Here is a 24813-nt window from a genome sequence, read left to right as displayed (position 1 = left end):
TGCTTGCTATGGAAAATACACTTCACGAAAAAGTTTCTCAGGATATATTACTCAAGGCGTATAATCATATGATGCTGGCCAAGGCAATGGCTGATATTTACGAAGAAAACAGGAATATATGCAAATACGTTCACAGCACTTCAAGAGGCCACGAAGCTATCCAGCTGGCAACAGCTTATCAATTAAAAAAAGAGGACTGGGTTTCTCCTTATTACAGAGATGAAAGCATTCTTTTGGGGATTGGTTTTGAACCTTACCAATTAATGCTTCAACTATTGGCTAAAGCTGACGATCCTTTTTCGGGAGGAAGGTCTTATTATTCACATCCTTCAAGCAGAGATGAAAATAAACCTAAGATCATTCACCAAAGTTCCGCTACCGGAATGCAGACGATCCCTACAACCGGTGTTGCACAGGGGATAAAATACATCCAGGATTTCAATCTGCAGCATTTTGAAAATAATCCCGTAGTCGTTTGCAGCCTTGGAGATAACTCTGTAACAGAAGGTGAAGTAAGTGAGGCCTTACAGTTTGCTTCTTTACATCAGCTTCCGATCATATTCCTCGTTCAGGACAATGAATGGGGAATCTCCGTGACTAAAGAGGAAGCAAGAACCTGTGATGCTTACGATTTTGTAGCAGGTTTTACAGGATTAAGCAGAATGAGGGTGGATGGAACAGATTTCATAGAAAGTTTTGAAGCCATGAAAAAGGCTGTTGATTTCGTAAGAACTGAAAGAAAACCTTTAGTAGTTTGTGCAAAAACCGTACTGATCGGACACCACACCTCCGGAGTAAGAAGAGAATTCTATAGAGACGAAGAAGATTTAGCCAAGCATAGAGCAAAAGATCCGGGAGAAATCCTTAGAAAACAATTACTGGAAACCGGAGCAGACGAAGATCTTTTAAAACAAATTACCAAAAAAGCGCGTCTTGAAGCTGAGGAAGCTTTTGAAAGAGCCAAAAATGCAGATGATCCTAACCCTGAAACAGTCATGCAGCATGTTTTCGCTCCTACTCCAATTACCGAAGAGGCTGGAACGCGTGAGCCTGCCAATGGTGAAAAGATTGTGATGGTAGATGCGGCCATCCATGCTATACAGGAATTGATGTGGAAACACCCTGAAGCACTCCTTTACGGACAGGACGTAGGAGAAAGAATCGGTGGAGTTTTCCGTGAAACGGTAACATTAGGAAAGAAATTCGGAAGTAAAAGAGTCTTCAATACAGCCATTCAGGAGGCATATATCATTGGTTCCACAGCCGGAATGAGTGCCGTTGGATTAAAACCTATCGTTGAAGTTCAGTTTGCCGATTATATTTATCCCGGAATCAACCAGCTTATCACAGAAATTTCAAAATCCAGTTATTTAAGTGGCGGAAAATTTCCGGTCAGCAATATCATCAGAGTCCCAATTGGAGCGTACGGCGGCGGCGGCCCCTACCACAGTGGAAGTGTTGAAAGTATTTTAGCCAATATCAAAGGAATCAAAATAGCGTACCCAAGTAACGCTGCAGACTTTAAAGGATTATTAAAAGCGGCTTATTACGACCCTAACCCGGTGGTCATGCTGGAGCATAAAGGATTGTACTGGAGTAAAGTTCCGGGAACCGAAGATGCAAAAACAATTGAACCGGCAGAGGATTATATCCTTCCATTTGGAAAAGGAAAAGTAATCATTGAAGCAGATAAAGCGGAAACCGAAAAAGGAAGAACAGTATTGGTCGTGACTTACGGAATGGGCGTTTACTGGGCTAAAGAAGCTGCCAAAAACCATAACGGAAGAGTGGAAGTTATCGATTTGAGAACTTTAATCCCGTTAGATGAGGAGCTTGTATTTGAAAGAGTAAAAGCACATGGAAAATGTATTGTCCTGACAGAAGAACAGCTTAACAATTCGTTTGCAGAAGCTTTTGCCCACCGTATTTCGAAAAACTGCTTCAGATATCTGGATGCTCCGGTAGAAACAATGGGATCTTTAGATGTTCCTGCCGTTCCTATCAACCTGGTCCTTGAAAAAGAAATGCTTCCGAATGCGGAGAAGCTCTCCAACAAGATCGAAGAGATGCTTACATATTAAGTTATTATAAAATAAAAACCTCTAAATTTTTTTAGAGGTTTTTTTATTACTTTTATTCAATGATTAAATTCTCACCCTTAAGCCATTATCTCCGGATAAACGTGAATAAACAAGATTTCAAGGATATGATAAAACCGGTTTTATAATAGTTTGGTATTTATTTTGTCTCCACACCAAAAACACATTCTTCTTTATGATCACTACAAAATACGTTAATTATAAACAGGTTCTTAATCTCTCCGGGACCCACCTTATCTTAATTTCTATCTGGTGTACACTGATTGCAGTTCTGTTTTATTTTTTCAACTGGCAATGGATGACGATCCCATGGGTTCCTGTTGCACTGATTGGTACAGCAGAAGCTTTTTTAGTGGGTTTTAAAAATAACCAGGCGTATGACAGACTTTGGGAAGCCCGAAAGATCTGGGGCGGAATTGTGAACTCAAGCCGTTCATTTGCTTCAATGGTACAGGCCTTTGATACGAAAAATGAAGAAATAGGTGTTTTTGAACTGGAGGACCGAAAAAAAAGAATCATTTACCGCCATATTGCATGGCTATATACTTTCCGCGAACAGCTTTTAGTGCCTACGGAATGGGAACATATCAGCACTGAAAATAAATTCGGAAATATCAATCTGAGACGGAACAGACTGATCAAGGCGGGGTTTCCTGATTACGGAAGAGCGCCTATTTTTCTGCATAAATATCTTTCAGAAGAAGAATATGATCTTAAGAACGACTATAAAAACTTTGCCACTTACCTGATCTCCCAACAGGCCAAGGATATCAACGAACTGAAGAACATAGGTGCCATCTCAGACTTCAATCAAATGCAGCTGCAGACCTGTTTGAATGAATTTTACGGCTTTCAGGGACAAGCGGAAAGAATCAAGAAATTCCCATCGCCAAGGCAGTTTGCCAGTACGGCATTTGTCTTTAACATTCTGTTTATCACATTGCTTCCGCTGGGATTGGTGAATGAGTTTGCCAAACTGGGAGACTGGGGAATCTGGACATCTATTCCTTTCTGTATCATCATTGGATGGATATATATCATTATGGAACTTGTAGGAGATTATTCAGAAAATCCTTTTGCAGGGCTGATGTTTGATGTTCCGATGCTTTCCATCTGCAGAACTATAGAAATTGACCTGCTCCAAATGACCGGTGAAACAGATCTGCCTGACCCGATCGCTTCAAAAAATGGCGTTATCGTTTAGGAAATGTAAACTTTCTGAAAGAGAGAAGTTAGCTGCCCTTCAGCATTAAAAACCGGCTCTCTTTCAGCAATTGTTTTCCCTTTACACGCGGCTATTATAAAACAATTGCTGTTGTATTCTTCACTTCGGAAATCATAAACGAACTATGGGTACTTGCAATGTGCTGAAGTGTTGTAAGCTTTGTCAGCATAAAACTGCGGTAATCCTCTATATCTCTCACTCCTATTTTAAGAATATAATCATAATCCCCGCTCACATGGAAGCATTCTGTTACTTCCTCAAGATTCATCACCTCCTTTTCAAACTGCATGACAAATTCTTTCTTATGCTGCGTCAGTTTCACATGGCACAGCACAATAAAATTTCTATGAACCTTGCTTTTGTCTAAAAGTGCTACATATTTAGAAATCACCCCTGTATTTTCCATTTTTTTTACACGCTCATAAACAGCTGTAACAGATAATCCAAGCTTGCCGGACAGCTCTTTGGTCGTTTGTTTGCAGTCTTCCTGTAAAAACAGGAGCAGTTTTTTATCAGTTTCATCAAGTTCCATAGATAAATTTTTGGTAAAAATTTAATATTCCCGAAGATACTAAATATATTTTCTAAATAAACAATGATTTACAGTTTTATATTCTGTAAATTCAGATTTATATTGTAATAATTATGAAAATAATGCAATTTGGCTCAGTAAAATAAAGACAACGCCTATGGAAAATTTTAATGCAGCCAATGAAATCCAGGATCTTCAGTATTTTGGTGAATTCGGGGGAGTCAATCCTTCTATTTCAGACAGCTCTACCTATACTTTTCTTTCTGCAAAAACAATGTTTGATACTTTTGAAGGAAATGCAGAAGGATGTTACCTGTACTCCAGGCATTCATCTCCTATGAACCTTTATCTGGCGCAGGCCCTTGCCAAATTGGAAAATACGGAATCAGCCAATGTAACCGCTTCCGGAATGGGTGCGATCACCTCTGTTTTGATGCAGCTATGCAAAAGCGGCGATCATATTATTTCCAGCAGAACGATCTACGGCGGAACGTATGCTTTTCTTAAAAACTTCCTGCCTTCTTTTACTATTGAATCCACTTTTGTGGATATCAGCAACTTTGAATCTATTGAAAGCTCCATAAAGCCCAATACCAAGGTAATCTACTGTGAAAGCGTAAGCAACCCGCTCCTTGAAGTAGCCGATCTGAGAAGACTTTCAGAAATCTGTAAAAAATATGGTTTGAAACTGATTGTTGACAATACCTTTTCACCTCTTTCCATTTCTCCCACACTGCTGGGCGCTGATATTGTCATCCACAGTTTAACCAAATTCATCAATGGAAGCAGTGATACTGTAGGAGGCGTATATTGCGGAACTCAGGAATTCATTAATGATACTAAAAATGTCAATTCCGGAGCATGCATGCTTCTGGGCCCAACGATGGACAGTTTCAGATCTGCGAGTATCTTAAAAAACCTGAGAACACTTCATATCAGAATAAAGAAACACAGCGAAAACGCCATGTATCTTGCTGAAAGATTTGAAAAAGACGGCTTGAAAATATCCTATCCGGGTTTGCCGTCCCATAAGAATCATGAATTGATGAAAAGCATGCTTCACGAGGAATACGGATTTGGAGGATTACTAACCCTGGATGCCGGAACTACGGAAAAAGCAAATGAACTGATGGAACTGATGCAGGAAGAAAACCTGGGATATCTGGCAGTAAGCTTAGGATTCTATAAAACCCTGTTCTCCTGCTCAGGAAAATCCACCTCATCTGAAATCCCGGAAGAAGAACGTGCTTCAATCGGTATCTCCGATGGCCTGATCAGATTCTCAATCGGTCTGGATCATGATATAAAAAGAACTTACCACAAAATGAAAGAATGCATGCTGAAAGTAGGTATTCTTACCCATGAAAACATTTCTATACTCTAAATTTATTGTAAAAAAGAGGGCTGTTCCAAATGAAACAGCCTTCTTTGTATTTTTGTTATATTTAAAAGTTAAATCTCTTTCCAATACCTGCACAATCGGCAGGAACTAAAAATTCAGTAGAAACGGACTTTCACCCGATTAAAAAGATAATCTCAAAATTAGCTGTAGCCAACATCTATAAAATAAGAGAAATACTTTAAACCATATATACGGCGAACGTCAGGGATTTATTCTGATATCATCCATAAAAACAGGCAATCTACCAGGCTTATTTTTTATAATAATGATGGGGAAAAGCCTCCTCCGGTTTCATTTTAAAAACGTTCAGAAGGATCCATGATTTTAAAAAACCATATCCATATGAAAACATTTGAATATAAGTGGAAATCACCGCCATACCGGCAATACTTATATTTTTAGTCAGAAGCAGCGCATGGAAAAAGACCAAAAAGGTATATAATCCATAAAAAGCAAGAATAACGCCCCTTCCCAAAATAAAATATTCGAAAAATCCCATAATGTACCCCAACATGAATAAGGTCGGAAATGCAAAAGAAATCTTCACATAGTTAGGATGCCGCTGATTAAGAATCGGTCTTGCACATCCAAACTGATATACCTGTTTGGAGAATTTCCCAAAATCCACTCTGCGCTTGTGATACACAGCAATATCATCAAAGAAGGCAGTAGTGAATCCATTTTCCCAAAGGGTCATCGATAAGTCAGGATCCTCTCCTATTCTCATTTCAGAAAATCCACCCACTTTCTTAAAGACCTCTTTTTTTACTCCCATATTAAAGCTTCTGGGCTGAAATTTTGACACCGCTTTCTTGCTTCCCCTTATTCCTCCGGTAGTAAAAACGGAAGTCATAGAATAGGAAATTGCTTTCTGCATCAGATTAAACCCTTTATGGGCTTTATCTGCCCCACCAAACGCGTCACAAGGTATCGTCAGAATATCATTTTTAATATGTTCAATATAATCTTTCTCTACAATGACATCACTGTCCACAAAAACCAGCCACTCATTGGCAGCCCTTGCCGCTCCGTAATTTCTTGTCAGCCCCGGCCCTGAATTATCTTTTCTGAAATATTTGATATCCAGGATTTCCTCAAAATTCCTGATCGTAGGTTTAAGATCAATCATCGATCCGTCATCCACAATAATGATTTCAAACCCTTTATCAGTTTGTTGGGTAAGCGAGGTCAGCAACTCGAAAAGTTCATCCTTTCGGTTGTAAATAGCGACAATAATGGAAATACTAGGCTTCAAATTGAAAATTTTTCAAAATTACTTATTCAGAGAAGAAGCTGCAAATAGTTTAACAGCTTATTCGGAGAAATTAACTTTTATAGGATCTTTAAATAAATAGTCCTGTTTTAAAATAGATATACAACACTGCTGAAACAGAAAACAAAATAACGGAACTGCTGAAAAGCAGCAGTTTAAAAAAGTTCTTAAAATAATAATGCCCCAGTACATACAGAACAAAAAACAGCACAAACGAAATGGCAGTTCCGATCAAAGAAGCCACCATTAGGGTCTGAATATAATGTTCCGGAGGCAAAGGATCTTTAAAAACAATTATGAAAAGAACGGTCGCTGCTGCAATACATACGGCACTTACTTTTTCCGTATACTTCCCTTTTCCTTGCTCTTTCTTCGGTGAATGACCATGCCTTCGCTTTGGTGTATCCGAATTTGAGCCTAAAAGACTTAGTCCGTCTAAAAGCATTTCCACTCCATCAAAAAAATTCCAGGACATAAAGATTCAGTATTTCTATATTTATTTACCTTCTAATTTATGTATTTTCTTCGTTCCTTCATACATTTCATACTGCAAAAATCTTGTTTCCAGCTTTCCGTTGAAAAGCTTGATCTTTCTTGAAGGGCGCAGCCCAATTTTTTTAACGGCTTCCAGATCAGACGAAATCAGCCATGCCAATGTATTCGGATAATGGGTTTTGAAGGTATCTCCTACTTTTTTATAGAAATCATCATCATTAATAGAAATCCGCTCATCATATGGAGGGTTGAATACCATCAATAATGGGAAAAGCTCTTTCTTGGAATCAAAGAAATTCTGTTTTTTAATTTCGATAACATCTTCCATTTCTGCAGCTTCAACATTTATTCTGGCAGCATTCAGCATTCTTGCATCTATATCATATCCTACAATCTTTCCGTCAAACTGCTTGACTCTGTTGATTCTGAACTCTTTAATTTTTGCAAACAGATCAGCATCATAATTTTTCCAGTTCTGGAAGGCAAATCCTCTTCTGAAGATCTGAGCCGGAAGATCCATCGCAATCATAGCCGCCTCAATCAGCAATGTACCTGAACCACACATCGGATCAAGGAAGTTTCCTTTTCCGTCCCAGCCGGCAAGCTGAAGCATTCCGCTGGCAAGCACCTCATTAATAGGAGCTTCTCCCTGTTCTCTTCTATATCCCCTCTTAAATAAAGGATCACCGGACGAATCCAGAGAAATCATAATCAGTTCTCTGTCAATATGAAGATGAAACTTAATATCCGGATTTCTGGTCTCCACATTCGGACGTCTTTTGAATTTCTCCTGAAAATAATCCACGATAGCATCCTTCATTTTCAAAGTAACGAACTGTGAATGCTTAAATGTTTCAGAATTCACCGTGGCATCTATTGCAAAAGACTGATCAACATCCATGAAGTCTTCCCAGGCAAACTGAAATAGCCTGTCGTAAAACTGGTGCTGGTTGAAAGCTTTAAACTGGTGAATCGGTACCAGGACCTTCAATGCTGTTCTCGCAGAATAGTTGATCTTATAAAGAAATCCAAGATCTCCCTCACAATTTACCGCTCTGTTTTTAATTTCAACGTTTCTTCCGCCTAATTTTCTTATTTCTTCTGCCAGAATCTGTTCCAGTCCGAAGAATGTTTTTATCTGTATTTGTAAATTTTCTGTATCCATAAGTCGTTATTAAAAGTTTTAAAGGATTAAGAATTAAAAGATTAGCTATCCAATCTGTGAGCCAATTGAATTTTTCAATCTTTGAATGTTGCAAAATACTTTGCTTTTAACCGCACAAATTTAGTTATTTTTGCATTATGGAATGGTTTGAATCTTGGTTTGATACCCCTTATTATCATCTTCTTTATAGCAACAGAGACTATACCGAAGCCGAAAACTTCATTACAAAATTAACTGCGGACCTCCAGCTTCCGCCTAATTCCAAAATCATAGATCTTGCCTGTGGTAAGGGAAGACACTCTGTTTTCCTAAACAAATTAGGGTATGATGTTTTGGGACTGGACCTTTCAAGACAGAGTATTGAATCTGACAAGCAGTTTGAAAATCAGACTTTGATTTTTGAAGTGCATGATATGAGAAACCCGATTGATGCAGATCCTATGGATGCTGTTTTCAATTTATTTACAAGTTTTGGATATTTTGATAATGAAAATGATGATAAAAAGGTTTTTCAGTCGGTTTATCATGCATTAAAGCCGGGAGGATATTTTGTTCTTGATTATTTAAACGAAGAATACGTAAGAAAAAATATGGTTCCTGAAACCGTTATTACCCGTGGCAACATTGATTTTAAAATTCTGAAAAAAATAGAAGGAAGACATGTGATCAAGGACATTCGTTTTGAAACAGAGGGTAAAGCATTTCATTTCTTTGAAAAAGTAAAACTTCATACCCTGGAAGCCATTAATGCATACGCTTCCGAATGTGGCTTTGAAAGAATAAAAATATGGGGAGATTACCAGCTGAATGAATTTGATAGAGAAAGCTCGCCACGTTGTATCAATTTATTTAAGAAAAAATAATGATTACAGTACTTTTACTGATTTTAAGTGTAATCGCAGGCGTATTTCTGGGAAAATACTTCGGTAAAAAAGAAAAGCTGGCTAAAAACCTGCTGATCTTAAGTGCCGGATTCCTGATTACCATATGCCTCAATGAAGTATTTCCACAGGTATATACCTCCACAGCAGGCAGCAATATCGGAATATTCGTTATTGCAGGAGTTCTTCTGCAGATGATTCTTGAAGCACTCACTAAAGGTTTTGAGCATGGGCATTTTCATCATCATAATGAACATAATATCCTTCCTGTTGCTTTAATGGTAGGACTGTTTATTCATGCATTTATTGAAGGGATTCCTCTTGCCAATGAAAAACATGAGCTGTCCCCTTACCTTTTAGGAATTGTATTTCACAATCTCCCAATCTCTTTTATTCTGGGAGCCTTTTTATTCAACCGGAAAGAAGAGTCTAAAAGCAAGTCCTCATATCCTTCTTTATTGATCGTTGCCCTTTTTGCACTAGCCTCTCCAATGGGAATGCTGCTGGGAAATTATTTCAATCCGGATCTACAGCCTTATTTCCTGGCTATTGTTGGAGGAATATTCCTTCATATCTCCTCAGTGATCATTTTTGAAAGCAACAAGAACCACAATATAGACTGGGTAAAAATAGGATTGGTAGTCTTAGGGGTTTCCCTGGCACTTTTTATGCACCTGTTTCATCATCACCCTCATTAAAATAATGATTTATAAATATAAAAGGCTCCGGAAAATCCGGAGCTTTTTTATTGTATCGATCTATCAGCTGAAATTAGAATTTCCACCCCAATGTAAGGAAGAAATTATTTCTGGTATTTTTCACACTGGAAACAGCATAAGCGTTACTGCTTACAATATTCGTTGGTGAGTAATAGGCAGAATCTACCTGATCTGAAAGCACACCTCTCAAGAAAGGATTATTGTACGTTGAGGTTATATTTTGGTAAGAAGCATCAATATAGAACGATTTGAAATCATATCCTATACCAAATGAAAGAAGGTTTCTGTCACTTAACATAAGATTGCTGTACGACTGATTTTCCTGTACAATACCGGCATCGTTATAGCTGCTGATGGCAATAGCATCCATAGGACTGGAAATATAAGAATAACCACCTCTCAGTCTAAACTGCTGCACTCTATATTCGGCACCCAATCTAAGCTCTGATAAGTTCTTGTAATTATCCTTAAAGAAGCTGTTCAATTCTCTTTCCGCGGACCCGTATACTTTATAGTCCGGTTTTGTAAGTCCCAGTGTATAGTCTACGTTCAATGAGAAATTCTTACTGGCTACAAACGCAGCACTTACCGTTGCCTTAAGTGGTGTCGTTAGTTTTCTGTTTTCATATCCTACTCCATCTCCTGAACTGGCATCATTATAATAATTATAATCTCTGTCTATGGTCCAGAAAGTAGGTGTTTCAAGGGCTGCTCCCAGTCTGAAGTTAGGACTTAGTTTCCCAATAACCCCTAATGAAGCAGAAAAACCTGAAGACCTTTCAAAAAACGGAGTATTTTGCTTACTGAAATATTCCATGGTATTATTCTGAACCGATCGGAAAGCTGCTGTATCATATTGGTCTATTGAAGTACTCAAAAAGTTAAGACCTGCTCCAACATAGAAATTATGATTGTAGTTGGCTCCTACACCAAAACTCATTTTTGACAAATGACCGTATCTGTTGTAAGCATGTCCCGCAAATGCTGAACTTTTGTTAGTATCAAAATCATAAATCATATTATTATTCCCGGCCGATTCTACATAATTATCAATAGACTGATTGGAATAATTAATCCCTATGTTGATAAACTTCCATGCAGTTTCAGTCATCAGCGGAAAAGCAATAATTCCACCTACATTTCCTAGATCCGTCTTCGTTTTGTTATAATCAATCGTAGAACCCGCCCAAGAGCTGCTGTTTTTGTTACCAGCAACGGATAAAGTTCCTGAAATCTCTCCGGAGATAGCAACTCCTAAACCTGCCGGGTTGGTAAGCAGCGAGTTGGCATCTCCTCCCAATGCTCCGTTAGCACCTGCCATCGCATTAAACTTAGCCGATCCCACCATAGGAGTACTGGAATAAACATCTACAGTATTTCTTATCACGGAAACATCCTGTGCCTGCGCAAAGAAAGCCGCTGAAATACTCATTAATACTAAAGATTTTTTTAACATTATTTTATTAATAGTTTATTTAATTTGAAAATTACCTGAAGCCTCCGCTACCGCCGGATCTCATTCCGCCACCGCTGCCGGATCCACCTCTGAAGCCTCCGCCTCCTGAGTTGAAGCCGCCACTTGATCTGAAGCCTCCCGAATCATTCGATCTGAAACCTCCGTTGTTATTATATCTAGGCTGTTGATAATTGTAATCTGGTCTTGACTGAGGAGCAGCATTACGGAATCCTCCGGATGATGAATTTCTAAATCCGCCTGAGTTTCCTTGTCTGAAGCCTCCATTAGAGCCTCCTTGTCTGAAACCACCTGAATTCCCCTGTCTGAAACCTCCATTGGTATTGCTGTTGGCATCTCTGAATCCGCTTGTTCCACTGTTTCGGAATCCGCCGGTTGTACTCGGTCTGTAAACATTATTAGTTAACCCAGAATTTCCAACAAATCCTCTTCCGTCAGCACCGCTTCTTCTGTAGGCAGGTCTGTAGTAACTATTACCCCAGTATCCTCCGTATCCCCAATAAGGGTTGCCATAATATCCACCCCAGAACGGGTCATAGTATCCACCCCAGTAAGGAGAATATCCCAAGTATGGGCTTCCCCATCCGATAGAACCTCCCCAGCCCCAGCCGAAAGATCCGCCCCAGCCCCAGGATAGTCCCATATTCCAGCCTCGGTTCCAGCCCCAATATGGGCTATAACCACCGTACCAGCCCCAGGGAGATCCCCAGCCCCATGAATTGTCATAATAATTAGTCTGAGAACCGGCAAAAGCCCCCCAGTCAGAATCTGTGGCGCTGGTATTCCAGTTGGTTCCGTTCCAGTCGTTATATTTATTTTGTTGGTCTCTTGAATTCTCCTGTGCATTTTGGATCACATTAGAATCCTGATAGTAGTCATAATATTCGCCTACTCTGTTTCCGCTACCATTAATGATTACTCCTTCTGGCAGCGTATCCTTATTAGGGTCATAATAAACCCCGTCTGTCTCGCTATACCCTCCCATCTGAGCACCACAAGACATAAGCAATAATCCGCCTGAAACTGCCAATATCCCTTTAGATCTTAGCAGACCAAGCAAATTTTTATGTATATTTCTTTTCATGATAACGTAAAGATTTTTAATTTAAATTATATTTGCAATCTGTACCAAAAATGTACCAAAAGACTGGTAAAAAAATCTATCAAAAATAGATTTTTATTTTTAGATAACAATAATGTACAAAAGTTAAAAAAATTTTAAAAGATAATGGCAAAATTAACCTCAAGAAGCGAAGATTACAGCAAATGGTATAATGAGCTGGTTGTAAAAGCTGACTTAGCTGAAAATTCAGGAGTACGTGGGTGTATGGTCATCAAACCATACGGCTATGCAATCTGGGAAAAAATGCGTGATGAAATGGATAAAAAATTCAAGGAGACAGGTCACGTTAATGCATACTTCCCGCTTTTTGTGCCCAAAAGCTTGTTTGAGGCCGAGGAAAAAAATGCAGAGGGTTTTGCTAAAGAATGTGCCGTAGTAACACACTACAGATTAAAAACAGATCCAAATAATCCTCATAAGCTGATTGTAGATCCGGATGCCAAGCTTGAAGAAGAGCTTATTGTACGTCCTACTTCTGAAGCGATCATCTGGAATACGTATAAAAACTGGATTCAATCTTACAGAGATTTACCGATTCTTATTAACCAGTGGGCAAATGTTGTGCGTTGGGAGATGAGAACCCGTCTGTTCCTTAGAACAGCAGAATTCTTGTGGCAGGAAGGACATACCGCCCACGCTACAAAAGACGAAGCGGTTGAAGAAGCTGAAAAGATGAATAATGTATATGCTGACTTCGCAGAAAAGTTCATGGCAATGCCCGTTATTAAAGGTTTAAAAACTCCGTCTGAGAGATTTGCAGGAGCAGATGAAACCTATTGTATTGAAGCATTAATGCAGGATGGAAAAGCTCTTCAGGCAGGAACATCTCACTTCCTGGGGCAGAATTTCGCCAAAGCATTTGACGTAAAATTCACCAATAAAGAAGGAAAAATAGAACATGCATGGGCTACATCCTGGGGAACATCTACCCGTCTGATGGGAGCTTTGATTATGACACACTCTGATGATTTCGGATTGGTACTGCCTCCAACATTGGCTCCGATTCAGGTAGTGATCGTTCCAATTTTCAAGGGAGACGAACAGCTTAACCAGATCAGTGAGGTTGCCTTAGATATTCAGGCTAAACTGAAAGCTAAGGGAATTTCCGTGAAATTTGATAATGATACACAGAACAAACCAGGCTGGAAATTTGCAGAATATGAATTGAAAGGAGTTCCTGTAAGAATTGCTATCGGACCAAAAGATTTGGAGAATAAGTCTGTTGAAATCGCAAGAAGAGACAATCTTACTAAAGAAGTGCGCTCTATCGAAGGCTTAGATGCATATATCGAAGAATTATTGAAAACCATTCAGGAAGACATTTACAATAAAGCTTTAAACTTCAGAGAAAACAATATCACAAAAGTGGATACTTATGAAGAGTTTAAAAAAGTTTTAGAAGAAAAAGGAGGTTTTATTTATGCACACTGGGACGGTACAGCCGAAGAAGAAGAGCAGATCAAAGAAGAAACCAAGGCTACCATCAGATGTATTCCTTTGAATGATGACCTAGAAGAGGGTATTTCACTTATCTCCGGAAAACCTTCTAAGAGACGTGTATTATTCGCAAAAGCGTATTAATAATTTTAACGATTTTAAAAAACGTCACTGATTTTTAAAGAAATATTCAAAAAAAAGTGACATTTGGACAGATTTTTGTTTAAATTTATACAACATTAATCCAAAAATTTATTATTATGTCTTTAAATGTCATTGATTTAATTAAAGGACAATTAGGTCCCGCTTTGGTTTCCCAGGCTGCATCACAGCTTGGAGAAAGTGAATCCGGTATTTCTAAAGCCATTGGCGGTCTATTACCTGCAGTAGTAGGCGGACTTGCCAATAATGCAAACAACCCTGGTGTGGTGGATGCCATAACGAAAGCCTCTTCAAGTGGAATTTTAGGAAATTTAATAGGCGGATCGTCTAGCAATCCTATTATTACCAACTTACTCTCTTCTCTTTTTGGAGATAAAGTAAGCGGACTGATCAATTCCATTGCCAGTTTTTCTGGAATCAGCAACAATTCTGCAGGTTCTTTATTAAATCTGGTTACCGGAGCTACAGTAGGTACTGTCGGAAAATATGCGGCAGATAATAACCTGGGAGCTTCAGGAATTTCCAGCTTGCTGAACGATCAGAAAGGTATTGTTTCCACTTTATTGCCTGCAGGGCTTTCCCTGGCTTCGCTGAACATTGGTGATTGGGCTAAAGGATATAAGTTTGATAATGACAATGATGCCATAAATACACCTTCCAGCGAAGGGCCAAAAGTAGAAGTTACAAGAAGTACAACCCCTACAGGAACATTTCCTGACAGAAATAACAATAATGAAGGCGGAGGGTCAATCTGGAAATGGTTACTTCCGCTTTTATTGTTGATTGCAGCAGGATATTTCTTGTGGAAGCAGTGTGAGAAAAAAGAAACGACAACTACTACTACAACTGCTCCGGATTCAACGGCAACCAGTTCTACGGTAGATACAGCTGCAACTTCAGGTACAGCAACTCCGGTTCCGGCTACCGCTAAAACGGATGAAAACATTGATCTTAATGGAGTAATGTTAAAAGGATATAAAGGAGGTATGGAAGATCAGATGATCTCTTTCCTTAAATCCGGTGGTTATAAAGATGCAGCTGATGATGCAGCATTGAAAGAAAAATGGTATGATTTTGACCATGTTAATTTCAAAATGGGAAGTTCTACTGAGTTAGAAGCTGGTTCCCAGGGACAACTGGATAATCTTGTTGCTATTTTAAAAGCTTTCCCTGATTCTAAAATTAAAATCGGAGGATATACTGATAAAACAGGAAATGAAGCTTCTAATGTAAAATTATCCCAGGCAAGAGCAGATCATATCAAGGCTGCTTTAGCAAAAGCTGGAGTTGGAGGCCAGGTGCTTGGAGCTGAAGGTTACGGAAGTAAATTCGCAAAAGTAGATGCCAAAGCTTCTGATGCAGAAAGAGCTGCTGACAGAAAAATGTCTGTAAGATTTGCTAAATAAATCTTTAGAACAAATAAAAATTGAATCCCGGGAAGTCATTTTCGGGATTTTTTTTGCTCTATAAATTTTATATTTACATTTATTTAATTAAATTTGTTAGTCATTTCTAACATTTATGAATTTCAACTTAAAAAACGCTTGGCGAAAAGATAAAACTTCACCCTCATTACCAGAGGTTTATTCATCCATTAAGGTTCCTAAAAATGCAACATTCTGGAGAAAATATCTTGCATTTGCAGGGCCCGGTCTTATGATTGCCGTAGGGTATATGGACCCCGGAAACTGGGCTACGGATATTGCCGGAGGAGCTCAGTTCGGATATACATTGCTGTCCGTAATTCTTATTTCCAATATTTTTGCGATGGTTCTTCAGCACCTGTCAGTGAAACTGGGAGTGGTAGCAGAAAGGGATCTTGCGCAAGCCTGCAGAGACCACTTCAACCCTACCACCAACTTTATGCTCTGGATTTTTTGTGAAATAGCCATTGCTGCCTGTGACCTTGCTGAAGTAATAGGCTCTGCCATTGCTTTGAACCTGTTATTCCACATTCCTCTCACCTGGGGGATAGTCATTACAACAGTGGATGTCCTGATCATTCTTTTGCTTCAGGCAAAGGGATTCCGCTGGATCGAAAGTATTGTAGGAGGGCTTATTTTCATTATTCTGGCCTGTTTTGTGTATGAAATTGTAATTTCAAAACCTGCTTTCAATGAAATCCTTGGCGGGCTGATACCTCAAAAGGAAATTATCCAGAATCCGGCCATGCTCTATATTGCGATCGGAATTCTGGGGGCTACTGTTATGCCACACAACCTGTACCTTCACAGCAGCATTGTTCAGACCAGAGATTACACCCGTGACAGAGAAGGCAAAAAAGAAGCTATTAAGTTTGCTACATTAGACAGCACTATATCATTGATGCTTGCCTTCTTCATCAATGCGGCGATCCTTATTCTTGCTGCAGCTACTTTCCACACGACAGGAAATGAACATGTTGCCGATATTCATGATGCCTACAAAATGCTGACCCCTATATTAGGTGCTTCTATGGCAAGTATTGCATTTGCGGTCGCTTTGCTGGCATCAGGACAAAACTCTACTCTTACAGGGACTCTTGCAGGGCAAATTGTAATGGAAGGGTTTCTAAATATCAGGTTAAAACCTTGGCTGAGAAGGCTTATTACAAGACTTATTGCTGTTATTCCTGCCTTAATTGTTGCTATTCTTTACGGAGAAGAGGGAACCACTAATTTATTGGTTTTAAGCCAGGTGATCCTATCCATGCAGCTCAGCTTTGCAGTGGTCCCATTAGTAATGTTTACGAACGATAAAGCCAAAATGGGAGAATTTGCCAATAAACCCTTCCTGAAGGTATGTGTCTGGATTATATCGGTTATCATTATTGTTTTAAATCTGTACTTGCTGTATCAGACATTTGTGGGAGAATAGTCAAGTATCAGTAGCCAATTTTTACGCCGCAAAGTCAATAATGACTGGCTGTATAAAAACTCACAAGCACCGCGTATTGACTTTTTAATATTCACTCCATCAACTCCTTTCCTTTTTCTGCCTTAATGTCCTGATTTTTTGATTTGGCAGAATCTTTGTCAAACAATTCAGTAAATAAATATTGAATTATGGAAAACCAGGATATTAACGAAGAAAGCATCAATAATCAGGAAGAAAACAACATTCAGAACGAAGCCGTATCTGAGGACAATGTGACAGCTGCTCCTTCTGCAGAGGAACTTTTGGCAGAAGAAAAAGACCGTTACATCAGATTGTATGCCGAGTTTGAAAACTATAAAAAGAGAACTTCTAAAGAGAAAATGGAGTTCTTCCAATATGCCAACCAAGATATGATGGTTTCTATGCTTGGCGTTTTAGATGATTTTGAAAGAGCTTTAAAAGAAATCGCTAAAAACGGAAACCCTGCTGATCTGCAAGGAGTGGAACTGATCTATCAGAAATTCAAAAATAAACTTACCGAAAAAGGATTAAAAGCAATGGAAGTAAAGGCCGGTGACAGCTTCAACGTAGACTTCCATGAAGCAATTACCCAGATTCCTGCTCCATCGGAAGATTTAAAAGGAAAAATCGTAGACGTTATTGAAATCGGTTATACTTTAGGTGATAAAGTAATCCGTTTTGCAAAAGTAGTAACAGGAAACTAATCATATTTAATAAATGATAAATGGTGAATGGTAATTGATGAAGCTTCATCAACAAAAATTCAGCTATCAATTATCATCTATCCACCATCAATTATAGAAAGTCATGTCAAAAAGAGATTATTACGAGGTTCTGGAGATCAGCAAATCTGCATCAGCCGACGAAATAAAAAAAGCATACCGAAAAATGGCCATTAAATATCACCCTGATAAAAATCCGGGTGATAAAGAGGCTGAAGATAAATTTAAAGAAGCAGCTGAGGCTTATGAAGTATTAAGCGATGATCAGAAACGTGCCAGATACGACCAGTTCGGTCATGCCGGAATGGGTGGAAATGGCGGTTTCGGAGGCGGAGGCTTCGGAGGCGGAATGAATATGGAAGATATTTTCAGCCAGTTTGGAGATATTTTCGGTAGTGGTTTCGGAGGTTTCAGCGGTGGTGGCGGTGGCCGCCAGCAGGTGAAAGGTTCTAATTTAAGAATCAGAATCAAGCTGAACCTTGAAGAAATGGTGAACGGTACCCAAAAAACCATTAAAGTTAAAAAAATGAAAGTAGCTGAAGGAGCTACTTCAAAAACATGTCCTACCTGTAACGGTTCCGGTGTTCAGCTTAAAGTAATGAACACGATGTTCGGTCAAATGCAGACCCAGACGACCTGCAGTACTTGCCAGGGAATCGGAAAAGTGGCAGATAAGATCCCTGCAGGAGCGAATGCCCAGGGACTTGTAAAAGATGAAGAGGAGATCACCATTAATATCCCTGCAGGAGCAAGAGACGGTATCCAGCTTAACGTAAGAGGAAAAGGGAATGACGCTCCATTCGGAGGTATTCCTGGAGACTTATTGGTTATTGTAGAGGAAGAAGTGGATGCAACAATCAAGAGAGAGGGTGACAACCTTCACCAGGAATTGTATGTGTCATTTGCAGAAGCTGCCCTGGGAACGAAAAGAGAAATTCCTACCGTTGGCGGAAAAGTGAAAATTACGATTGACCCGGGAACCCAGTCCGGAAAGATCTTAAGACTGGCAGGAAAAGGTCTCCCAAGCATCGACAGCTATGGAAAAGGAGATATGTTTATTCACATCAATGTATGGACTCCCCAGAAGCTTACAAAAGAACAGAAAGATTTCTTTGAAAAGCAGATGTCCAGCGGAGAAATGGTTGCAGAACCATCCGGAAAGGAAAAAACCTTCTTTGATAAAGTAAAAGATCTGTTCAATTAATATAAAGAGGCCTCAGGGTCTCTTTTTTTAACTATAACTGTAAGGGAATTGATCACATCAATATATAAAAGTAAAATCCTGTACTATTTCAGTACAGGATTTTTTATAATATCTTAATTGATTCTTATTTTTTAGCAGCTAAAGAATATATTCCTTTACCTATGGTGAATAGGGCTACAGCAGCTAATCCTCCTACAATTCCGAAAGTAAATTCTTTAAGCATAGCCGGCCATGTGGGTAACAGTTCATGCAAATAATGAATATTGTGAGCGAAAATTCCTCCTGAAACCAGAATCAAAGCAATTGTTCCTACAACTCCCAAAACTTTAATAATAACAGGCAGCGCCTTTACCAATAAGTGTCCTAGCTTGGAAAAAAATCCTTTATCATGGCTTTTTTTGATCAGCTTAAACCCTGCATCATCCATTCTTACAATTAAGGCAACAATTCCATACACTCCTACAGTGGCTATAAATGACACAAAAGTTACCGTTAAGATCTGAGTAATCAATGGGTGATTTTCCTGAATAACGGTGCCTAATGCGATAATTACAATCTCAATAGAAAGAATAAAATCTGTTCGGATTGCTGAATTTATTTTTGCTTTTTCAGATACTTCCGAGTTCTCCTCTGCATTACTTTCTTCTACTACCTCATGTCCTTTTTTAGAACGGTGGAAAAGAAATTCAATAATTTTTTCTACTCCTTCAAATGCCAGGTATAGGCCTCCCAGGATAAGAATCATCTCAATCGCAGGCTTATACAGCCAGTTGAGCAGGAAAGCAATAGGAAGAATAATCAGTTTGTTTATAAATGAGCCTTTTGTAATCGCCCATAAAACAGGCAATTCCCTGGAAGAAAGAAAGCCTGTGGCTTTTTCTGCATTCACAGCCAGGTCATCTCCTAAAATACCTGCTGTCTTTTGGGTAGCTATTTTACTGGTAACCGCTACATCATCCATCAACGCTGCAATATCATCTAAAATTGCAAAAAAGCCTGATGCCATATTTTAATTTTTTTTTAATATCTGTTAACTTCAGCAAAAATAATTAATAAATTCTATTTTCAAGCGTTTTATCAAAACAATAATTGTAAGAATGAAGAACTAACAAATCTCTTATTTTTATACATTTGATGAATGAAAAAGTGGATTCTTACATACCATTTCTTTATTTTAGGATGTATGAGCTTTATATTCAATTCATGTAATACAAAATTCAGAGTTTGGGTAGGACCCGGTGGTCAGCAAAAAATCTATAATTTAAAATACGGAGAACATCAAAGACAGAAAATGGATGTCTTTCTTCCTAAAGACTACCCGCAGGACGTTCCGGTGGTTCTTATAGTACATGGCGGCGCCTGGACCTTAGGCAGAAAAGAACATATGATCCAGATCCAGAAGATGCTTTTTGAAAACAGGATTCCAAGTATCAATATGAATTACAGGCTGGTTTCGAAACGAAAAAAAATCACTTACAGGCAGCAGCTTGAAGATATTGCTTTGGCAGTCGACAAGTTTAATTCTCTAACAGAGAAGGCAGAGCTTCTTCCTGACAACTATATTATCCTCGGAGAAAGTGCGGGAGGACATCTTGCCCTCCTTTACGGATACCAGCATCCTGATCAGATCAGAAAAATCATTTCTTTGAGCGGTCCTACGGATTTTTACAGCCGGGAATATCTTAATTCATTTTATTCCAAGTATACTTCTCCGACAATTCAGAAAGTGGTGGGAACCAAATTTGACAGGAAGAATATGTCCCAAGCATTTAAAGAAGCCAGTCCAATTGCCAATATCAGCCATGTTCCTACTCTGCTATTCCAGGGAACCCATGATTTTTTAGTCAATCGGCACCAGGGAATTGCTATGGACTCTGCTCTTACCCGGCTTAATATTCCGCACAAGTTTATTTTTATGGAAAAAACCGGCCATGCTCCCAGATTTTTCAGCAAAAGAAAGAGAGACAGCATTATCTACCCGAATATCTTGGAATGGATAAAAAAATAACCTGCTTGGCAGCAGGTTATCTATTATAATTTTATGTATTGATTATTCAATCATTGTTTTCATATTTAGAAAGGTCATCTTTTTTCCCGAAAACAAATTTGATAATTACCGGAAGTGTGGTAACCAGTACAATCACAATGATGATATATTCCAGTTTTTCTTTCAAATTGATTCCAAACTGCTCCATGAATAGTTTATCAAGATAATGCCCGGCAAAGATCAGAATAAAGGACCATAAAACCGCTCCGATGATGTTATCCCGTAAAAATTCTTTTTTATCCATTTTTACAATCCCTGCAACAATTGGAGTAAACGTTCTTACTACAGGAAGGAATCTCGCCATAATGATAGCCAGAGCTCCGTGTTTTTCAAAGAAGTCATGGGCCTGATAGAGATATTTTTTCTTAAAAAGCATTGAATCGGGTCTTTTATATAAAGCGGGACCTGCCTTTCTTCCAAAATAATACCCTACCTCATTTCCTATTATCGCCGCCAATGCTACACCGGAAGCCAAAAGAGTGGTATCTAAGAAATCGCTCCCTGTGGAGCCGAATGTCTCTTTGATAATCTCAACAGCATAAATCCCTGAAACGAACAGTAAAGAGTCTCCGGGAAGAAAAAATCCTACAAATAGGCCTGTTTCAGCAAAAACAATAAATAAAATAAGCCAAAACCCTCCCATTTTAATGTAAAACTCCGGGTTCAATAAATCCTTCCAGCTATTAAAATCTTCCATATTTCTTGATGAACAACAAAAATAAGTCTAAAATGTCTGAAACAAAAATTAATTATAAGATTTTAACTAAAATTCATATGATCTTTTACAATTCCATGTCATCGTCGGAAACAGCCGTCCCATCGGCCATCAGGAATGCTTTTAAGAATGGAGTTATATTTCCGTTCATGACAGCATCCACATCTGAGGTTTCATGGCCTGAGCGTACATCTTTTACCAATTTGTACGGATGCATCACATAGTTTCTGATCTGGCTTCCCCACTCGATCTTCATTTTATTGGCTTCAATTTCGTTTCTTGCCTTCATACGTTCTTCCAGTTCCATTTCATAGAGCCTGGAACGAAGGAGCTGCATTGCCTTTTCTTTATTCTGAAGCTGTGATCTGGATTCTGAGTTTTCAATAATGATCCCCGTTGGTGCGTGACGAAGACGAACCGCAGTTTCCACTTTGTTGACGTTCTGTCCTCCAGCTCCGGAAGCCCTCATGGTTTCAAAGCTAATATCCGCAGGGTTAATATTGATTTCTATGGTATCATCCACCAAAGGATAAACATATACGGAAACAAAGCTCGTGTGGCGTTTTGCATTACTGTCGAAAGGTGAAATTCTAACCAAACGGTGTACTCCATTCTCTCCTTTCAGATATCCGAAGGCATATTCTCCCTCAATTTCAAGTGTAACAGTTTTTACGCCTGCTACGTCGCCTTCCTGGAAGTTGAGCTCACGAATCTTATAGCCTTGTTTTTCTGCCCACATCGTATACATTCTCATCAGCATGGAAGCCCAGTCACAGCTTTCTGTCCCTCCCGCTCCGGCAGTAATCTGAAGCACGGCAGAAAGTTCATCCCCTTCATTGGAAAGCATATTTTTAAACTCAAGGTCTTCAATTTTCTCCACCAATTGAGGAAAAGTCTCATCCAGCTCTTTTTCTGAATCAGGATCTTCTTTAGCAAAATCTGCCAGCACCTGTATGTCTTCAAACTGCGTCTGGATTTCATCATAGCCTTCCACCCATTTTTTCTTGGAACGAAGCTGCTTCAGAAAAGCCTCTGCTGTTTTAGGATTATCCCAAAATTCAGGAGCTGCCGTTTTTTCATCATCATTGGCAATTTCTATCTTCTTTTTTTCGATCTGAAGATATCTGTGTAAGTCTTCAATTCTGGATTGAACTTCTTTTATCTGGTCGTTGTTGATCACGAATTTTTCTTTTTTGCAAAAATACGGATTTCTTTTAGAGTGGAAAGTTAGGAATTGAAAGTTGAGAGGTAAGAATGAAGAGTTTTCTTAGGGTTGCGAAATTCAGGATGCAGGTTCAAAGGAAGACTCATCATTTTTCGTTTGTATTTGCCTAGACCAAACTTAAATGGATGCAGATAATATTAACATTTTGATGAATGGGCACTATGGAAATTTTGCCAAGCTAAAGAAACTTATTGCTTCAATGAATGTACTAAAAGGGCTTTCTAAAAGCAGCCTTGATCATTTAACTGAAAAAATACTTTACCATCTGGAAAAAAGGAACTGATCAGCAAAAGTTAAAAATCATGATAGAAACTGAGCTGTGTGTAACTTACGGTTTTTATATCTTTGAGTTTGATGCTGAACAACTGACTCTTGATCTATTTGACCGGTGGGAAATAATTAAAATCAGTAATTATTCATTAGTTATTTCAGCTTCAAAACTTTTTCTCAGGTATTCTTTTGATTTTTTGCTTTCCATTTTGAACCCCAGCATTGTTAAAGCATAAACAAATAACAGCATGAAGAGGGGAAGAAAAAAATCTACGGATATTTCTTTGTCTCTTATATCCCTCACACACAGGCATATGAAAAAAAACAGGGCCAATGAGCACCAAACGATTAAAAAAAAGAATACGAAAGCATGTAATTTCATCGTCACCTCTATTTGTGTTCCGTCATTATTTTTTTGAATCGTACCGCTTATTTGAGGAAGAAAGGAATTTCTGTTTTTGATAATTCTATTGATCTCAAACCTGTTATTATCCACAGACCCCTCATATTCCTTGATGGGATTTCTTCCAAAACCAAATTTTTTGGGTTCAACAAATCCGGAAAGTTTTGTTATTATTTCCTGCTCTGACAAATTGGTCCTATAGGTGATCCTTTCAAAGGGTAAATATTTCATTTATACAAAACTTTATTTTATATCATATCTGCCATTATTTCACCAATCTTCGGCGCCAGGGCCACTCCCATTCCGGAAAGTCTTACCGCACAGAACTGTCTTTCTGAAAGCTGTTTTACAACAGGCGTTTTTTCTGATCCCATGGCCATAATTCCTGACCAGCGGAGCGCAATTTTAAATTCATAACCGGGCAGAATGACTTCCTTTAAAAAGTTTTCCAAATGATTCTGCAGAAATTCCGTCGTTTCAAAGGCGGTAGTTTCTTCTGTTGTAAAATCCTGATTTCTTCCTCCTCCCAGCAGCACCCTGTTTCCTAAATTTCTGAAATAATAAAATCCTTCATCGTAATGAAAAGTTCCTCTAAGCCGCAAGCCTTCCACAGGTTCGGTGAGAAGAATCTGTCCACGGGCGGGAATAATTTCTTCATTCTCCAGAAATTTTGAGCTGAAAGCATTAGTACAATAAATCATTGTGTCAGATCGTATACAGGAATCTTCTGACAAATGAATTTCAACTTCATCCGATCTTTCATCAATATTTTTCACCTCGGTTCCAAACAGGAACTCCACCTTCATTGCCTGACATTTTTCTATAAGCTTTTGAAGCAATTTTCCGGAATGGAGACTTCCTTCACAGCTGTTTTCGATCAGAAACTTTGATTTTCCAAGCCCAAAGTCTTTTATTTTATCCTGTTTCAGCTCATATGTTTTGTGCAATCCGGTGATTGGTTGAAGTTTTTCATTAACGGCATCGAGATGTTTCAGAGGTTCTTCATTATTCAAAATTTCATATCCGCCGTTACGCTCAAAATCTATTTCGTCACTTTTAAAATATTTACTGATTTTCTGAAGTCCGTCAAACCTCATTCTCACCAACTCCAATGTTTTTTCCCAACCCATGTTCTCCGCATCAGCAATCAGTTCTGTGAGACTTCCAAAACATGCAAAACCGGCATTCCTTGTTGATGCACCCAACGGAACCGTATTCCGTTCAATGATTAAGACCGATTTTTCAGGATATTTTTCCTTAATGGATATTGCCGTCCAAAGCCCTGAAAATCCGGCTCCGATAATGATAATATCTCTTTTCCGGTAAAAGGTTTCGAGTTCCCAGATGCTGTTCATGAGCGATT

The 24813-nt window shown here is 38.8% G+C and carries 22 protein-coding genes; 11 read left to right on the top strand and 11 right to left on the bottom strand.

Annotated features, from left to right (window positions below):
• Positions 1-8 precede the first annotated feature (8 nt).
• Together MUW56_RS17310 and MUW56_RS17305 are read left to right on the top strand one after the other, a co-directional pair.
• A complete protein-coding gene (locus MUW56_RS17310) occupies positions 9-2081 on the top strand; it encodes a thiamine pyrophosphate-dependent enzyme (RefSeq protein WP_292014361.1) in 2073 nt (690 codons plus the stop codon).
• Positions 2082-2274: 193 nt separating this feature from the next.
• Positions 2275-3303, top strand: a complete 1029-nt coding sequence (locus MUW56_RS17305) for a bestrophin family protein (protein ID WP_292014360.1) — start codon at positions 2275-2277, stop codon at positions 3301-3303.
• Positions 3304-3397: 94 nt separating this feature from the next.
• On the opposite strand, the gene MUW56_RS17300 is transcribed toward MUW56_RS17305, so the two are convergent.
• Positions 3398-3856 carry an Lrp/AsnC family transcriptional regulator gene (locus MUW56_RS17300; protein WP_292014359.1) on the bottom strand — a complete coding sequence of 153 codons (459 nt, stop codon included), beginning with the start codon at positions 3854-3856 and terminating at the stop codon, positions 3398-3400.
• 157 nt (positions 3857-4013) lie between these two features.
• Between MUW56_RS17300 and MUW56_RS17295 the strand changes: the two genes are divergently transcribed.
• A complete protein-coding gene (locus tag MUW56_RS17295) occupies positions 4014-5240 on the top strand; it encodes an aminotransferase class I/II-fold pyridoxal phosphate-dependent enzyme (protein WP_292014358.1) in 1227 nt (408 codons plus the stop codon).
• Between the two features lie 268 nt (positions 5241-5508).
• On the opposite strand, the gene MUW56_RS17290 is transcribed toward MUW56_RS17295, so the two are convergent.
• The 3 genes from MUW56_RS17290 to MUW56_RS17280 form a co-directional block, all read right to left on the bottom strand.
• Positions 5509-6513 carry a glycosyltransferase gene (locus tag MUW56_RS17290; RefSeq protein ID WP_292014357.1) on the bottom strand — a complete coding sequence of 335 codons (1005 nt, stop codon included), beginning with the start codon at positions 6511-6513 and terminating at the stop codon, positions 5509-5511.
• An 88-nt stretch (positions 6514-6601) separates the two neighbouring features.
• Positions 6602-7006 carry a branched-chain amino acid ABC transporter substrate-binding protein gene (locus MUW56_RS17285; protein ID WP_292014356.1) on the bottom strand — a complete coding sequence of 135 codons (405 nt, stop codon included), beginning with the start codon at positions 7004-7006 and terminating at the stop codon, positions 6602-6604.
• 21 nt (positions 7007-7027) lie between these two features.
• The gene (locus MUW56_RS17280) at positions 7028-8191 is read right to left on the bottom strand and encodes a THUMP domain-containing protein (RefSeq protein ID WP_292014355.1); all 1164 of its coding nucleotides are present in this window, start codon (positions 8189-8191) and stop codon (positions 7028-7030) included.
• A gap of 137 nt (positions 8192-8328) precedes the next feature.
• Here MUW56_RS17280 and MUW56_RS17275 point away from each other — a divergent pair, with 137 nt between their 5' ends.
• Both MUW56_RS17275 and MUW56_RS17270 read left to right on the top strand, forming a co-directional pair.
• Positions 8329-9054 carry a class I SAM-dependent methyltransferase gene (locus tag MUW56_RS17275; protein WP_292014354.1) on the top strand — a complete coding sequence of 242 codons (726 nt, stop codon included), beginning with the start codon at positions 8329-8331 and terminating at the stop codon, positions 9052-9054.
• A gap of 2 nt (positions 9055-9056) precedes the next feature.
• On the top strand, positions 9057-9770 hold the full coding sequence (locus MUW56_RS17270; protein WP_292015428.1) for a ZIP family metal transporter: 714 nt from the start codon (positions 9057-9059) through the stop codon (positions 9768-9770).
• Positions 9771-9843: 73 nt separating this feature from the next.
• Here MUW56_RS17270 and MUW56_RS17265 read toward each other — a convergent pair whose 3' ends face one another.
• Both MUW56_RS17265 and MUW56_RS17260 read right to left on the bottom strand, forming a co-directional pair.
• Positions 9844-11223 carry a hemin receptor gene (locus MUW56_RS17265; protein WP_292014353.1) on the bottom strand — a complete coding sequence of 460 codons (1380 nt, stop codon included), beginning with the start codon at positions 11221-11223 and terminating at the stop codon, positions 9844-9846.
• Between the two features lie 55 nt (positions 11224-11278).
• Positions 11279-12349 carry a prolyl-tRNA synthetase gene (locus MUW56_RS17260; RefSeq protein WP_292014352.1) on the bottom strand — a complete coding sequence of 357 codons (1071 nt, stop codon included), beginning with the start codon at positions 12347-12349 and terminating at the stop codon, positions 11279-11281.
• A gap of 144 nt (positions 12350-12493) precedes the next feature.
• Here MUW56_RS17260 and proS point away from each other — a divergent pair, with 144 nt between their 5' ends.
• The 5 genes from proS (at position 12494) to dnaJ (ending at position 18790) form a co-directional block, all read left to right on the top strand.
• Complete coding sequence (gene proS, locus MUW56_RS17255) at positions 12494-13969, top strand: proline--tRNA ligase (protein ID WP_292014351.1); 1476 nt, start codon at positions 12494-12496, stop codon at positions 13967-13969.
• A 116-nt stretch (positions 13970-14085) separates the two neighbouring features.
• Positions 14086-15393, top strand: coding sequence for an OmpA family protein (locus MUW56_RS17250; protein ID WP_292014350.1), 1308 nt, complete (start codon positions 14086-14088; stop codon positions 15391-15393).
• A 115-nt stretch (positions 15394-15508) separates the two neighbouring features.
• Positions 15509-16843 (top strand): Nramp family divalent metal transporter, encoded by a 1335-nt coding sequence (locus MUW56_RS17245; RefSeq protein ID WP_292014349.1) that lies wholly within the window; start codon positions 15509-15511, stop codon positions 16841-16843.
• 185 nt (positions 16844-17028) lie between these two features.
• On the top strand, positions 17029-17568 hold the full coding sequence (locus MUW56_RS17240) for a nucleotide exchange factor GrpE (RefSeq protein WP_292015427.1): 540 nt from the start codon (positions 17029-17031) through the stop codon (positions 17566-17568).
• 103 nt (positions 17569-17671) lie between these two features.
• Positions 17672-18790: a molecular chaperone DnaJ gene (gene dnaJ, locus MUW56_RS17235; protein ID WP_292014348.1), complete on the top strand. Its 1119-nt coding sequence runs from the start codon at positions 17672-17674 to the stop codon at positions 18788-18790.
• Positions 18791-18914: 124 nt separating this feature from the next.
• Here the strand turns inward: dnaJ and MUW56_RS17230 are convergent, their stop codons facing one another.
• The gene (locus MUW56_RS17230; RefSeq protein WP_292014347.1) at positions 18915-19796 is read right to left on the bottom strand and encodes a DUF808 family protein; all 882 of its coding nucleotides are present in this window, start codon (positions 19794-19796) and stop codon (positions 18915-18917) included.
• A gap of 132 nt (positions 19797-19928) precedes the next feature.
• Here MUW56_RS17230 and MUW56_RS17225 point away from each other — a divergent pair, with 132 nt between their 5' ends.
• Positions 19929-20798 carry an alpha/beta hydrolase gene (locus MUW56_RS17225; RefSeq protein ID WP_292014346.1) on the top strand — a complete coding sequence of 290 codons (870 nt, stop codon included), beginning with the start codon at positions 19929-19931 and terminating at the stop codon, positions 20796-20798.
• 46 nt (positions 20799-20844) lie between these two features.
• On the opposite strand, the gene MUW56_RS17220 is transcribed toward MUW56_RS17225, so the two are convergent.
• The 4 genes from MUW56_RS17220 to MUW56_RS17205 form a co-directional block, all read right to left on the bottom strand.
• A complete protein-coding gene (locus tag MUW56_RS17220; protein WP_292014345.1) occupies positions 20845-21534 on the bottom strand; it encodes a VTT domain-containing protein in 690 nt (229 codons plus the stop codon).
• Positions 21535-21619: 85 nt separating this feature from the next.
• Positions 21620-22732 carry a peptide chain release factor 2 gene (gene prfB, locus MUW56_RS17215; RefSeq protein WP_292014344.1) on the bottom strand — a complete coding sequence of 371 codons (1113 nt, stop codon included), beginning with the start codon at positions 22730-22732 and terminating at the stop codon, positions 21620-21622.
• A gap of 457 nt (positions 22733-23189) precedes the next feature.
• Entirely contained in the window at positions 23190-23681 is a 492-nt protein-coding gene (locus tag MUW56_RS17210) for a hypothetical protein (RefSeq protein ID WP_292014343.1), read from the bottom strand.
• A gap of 17 nt (positions 23682-23698) precedes the next feature.
• Positions 23699-24805, bottom strand: coding sequence for an FAD-binding oxidoreductase (locus tag MUW56_RS17205; protein ID WP_292014342.1), 1107 nt, complete (start codon positions 24803-24805; stop codon positions 23699-23701).
• Between the last annotated feature and the right edge of the window lie 8 nt (positions 24806-24813).

Source organism: Chryseobacterium sp., assembly GCF_022869225.1.
Lineage (GTDB): Bacteria > Bacteroidota > Bacteroidia > Flavobacteriales > Weeksellaceae > Chryseobacterium.
Note: the sequence above shows the minus strand (reverse complement) of the source record. Positions and strands in the feature narration are given on the sequence as shown.

Bases quoted from the DNA above. Each gene is read 5' to 3' on its own strand.
- MUW56_RS17260 (WP_292014352.1), bottom strand. From the start codon at position 12,349: ATGAAAAGAAATATACATAAAAATTTGCTTGGTCTGCTAAGATCTAAA.
- MUW56_RS17285 (WP_292014356.1), bottom strand. From the start codon at position 7,006: ATGTCCTGGAATTTTTTTGATGGAGTGGAAATGCTTTTAGACGGACTA.
- MUW56_RS17265 (WP_292014353.1), bottom strand. From the start codon at position 11,223: ATGAGTATTTCAGCGGCTTTCTTTGCGCAGGCACAGGATGTTTCCGTG.
- proS (WP_292014351.1), top strand. From the start codon at position 12,494: ATGGCAAAATTAACCTCAAGAAGCGAAGATTACAGCAAATGGTATAAT.
- MUW56_RS17300 (WP_292014359.1), bottom strand. From the start codon at position 3,856: ATGGAACTTGATGAAACTGATAAAAAACTGCTCCTGTTTTTACAGGAA.
- MUW56_RS17205 (WP_292014342.1), bottom strand. From the start codon at position 24,805: ATGAACAGCATCTGGGAACTCGAAACCTTTTACCGGAAAAGAGATATT.
- MUW56_RS17210 (WP_292014343.1), bottom strand. From the start codon at position 23,681: ATGAAATATTTACCCTTTGAAAGGATCACCTATAGGACCAATTTGTCA.
- MUW56_RS17310 (WP_292014361.1), top strand. From the start codon at position 9: ATGGAAAATACACTTCACGAAAAAGTTTCTCAGGATATATTACTCAAG.
- MUW56_RS17295 (WP_292014358.1), top strand. From the start codon at position 4,014: ATGGAAAATTTTAATGCAGCCAATGAAATCCAGGATCTTCAGTATTTT.
- MUW56_RS17305 (WP_292014360.1), top strand. From the start codon at position 2,275: ATGATCACTACAAAATACGTTAATTATAAACAGGTTCTTAATCTCTCC.
- MUW56_RS17230 (WP_292014347.1), bottom strand. From the start codon at position 19,796: ATGGCATCAGGCTTTTTTGCAATTTTAGATGATATTGCAGCGTTGATG.
- MUW56_RS17280 (WP_292014355.1), bottom strand. From the start codon at position 8,191: ATGGATACAGAAAATTTACAAATACAGATAAAAACATTCTTCGGACTG.
- MUW56_RS17225 (WP_292014346.1), top strand. From the start codon at position 19,929: ATGAAAAAGTGGATTCTTACATACCATTTCTTTATTTTAGGATGTATG.
- MUW56_RS17275 (WP_292014354.1), top strand. From the start codon at position 8,329: ATGGAATGGTTTGAATCTTGGTTTGATACCCCTTATTATCATCTTCTT.
- dnaJ (WP_292014348.1), top strand. From the start codon at position 17,672: ATGTCAAAAAGAGATTATTACGAGGTTCTGGAGATCAGCAAATCTGCA.
- MUW56_RS17220 (WP_292014345.1), bottom strand. From the start codon at position 21,534: ATGGAAGATTTTAATAGCTGGAAGGATTTATTGAACCCGGAGTTTTAC.
- MUW56_RS17245 (WP_292014349.1), top strand. From the start codon at position 15,509: ATGAATTTCAACTTAAAAAACGCTTGGCGAAAAGATAAAACTTCACCC.
- MUW56_RS17250 (WP_292014350.1), top strand. From the start codon at position 14,086: ATGTCTTTAAATGTCATTGATTTAATTAAAGGACAATTAGGTCCCGCT.